This window comes from Sutterella wadsworthensis 2_1_59BFAA (assembly GCF_000297775.1).
In the GTDB taxonomy this organism is placed as follows: Bacteria; Pseudomonadota; Gammaproteobacteria; order Burkholderiales; family Burkholderiaceae_F; genus Sutterella; species Sutterella wadsworthensis_A.
In genome coordinates this window covers 129201-130172 of the sequence record NZ_JH815521.1, presented here as the reverse complement: position 1 = coordinate 130172, position 972 = coordinate 129201, and the positions used below count along the sequence as shown (strand labels likewise).

Annotated in this window: 1 protein-coding gene; it reads right to left on the bottom strand. The window is 54.2% G+C overall.

All coding sequences use genetic code 11. The annotated features are described in order from the left end of the window. Positions 1 to 560 precede the first annotated feature (560 nt). The coding region (locus HMPREF9465_RS13540; RefSeq protein WP_196793892.1) for a hypothetical protein at positions 561 to 972 on the bottom strand (412 nt) is incomplete at its 5' end.

Sequence of the window (972 nt, the reverse complement as noted above, 5' to 3'; positions counted from 1 at the left end):
TCAGGTCTGGCATACTGCATCTCAAATACAAAGGGCAGCCTCGTTGGGCTGCCCCTGGAATAACCTCCCCAGACACAGAAATCCTGACACTCCCCACAGCCCTCAGGTAGACGTACAAGCGCCGTATCACGTGGACGTGGCGAAACACATCCTACTGCTTCGACATCAATGTTCTCGGGGCCGAGGTGCGCTCGGGCTAGACGTGGAAGGTGGTCGTGAATGAGCCCGCATCCGACACGAATGGAATTTCGAGCACGTGCCGCCGAAGAGCCGGCAGGATCTTTTGAGGAATGTACCGAGAAAGTCGACCTCAATGCTCCCCGTAGGGTAGAACATCAACCAGGCTGTCGGACGAGGAGGCGATGGCGGCAGGCTCGGCAAGAAAATGTCAAAATGCATTGAATGCAGCTACAGAACATAGGTCCACTCGTTCGATTACACAGGCGTCTTTAAGCAGGATGGTCAACGCCGGCCTCGGTGGATTCGCGCGTTAAGGCGTTGTGGGTTTATGATACTTGCAGACGTCGAAAAGGAAAAAGCTGCTCGAGGATGGAAAATCGCTAAGGCATAATCCGCTTCAGACTTGGAATTGCCCTTAATCCTGAAACAGCACACACTATCGGGGACACAGGCAGGGCAAGTCCATAGTAATCCCTCATCAACATAGGAATCGAGTATCCTACCGGTGGTGTTTTTTTCGTTTCGTTTTCCAACGTCTCCGCTTTCATACTAATCAAAAGGCTGAAATGATGAACAAATAATAAATGACGACGAACTTCAACAGGAAAACCTGCATGCGGCTGGCTGCCGGCACCGTTCTTTGCGGCGGTGCCGCGTTCGGAGGCCTCCTTTGGTGGCAGCTTCAGGCGTTCGACCAGATGACGGACAGCCGCCTCGAGCGCGGCATGGGTTTGTTCGCGCTTGAGCTTGAGCGCCGGGACGGCGGTCTTCTGCAGCGCGATCTGGTGCTGC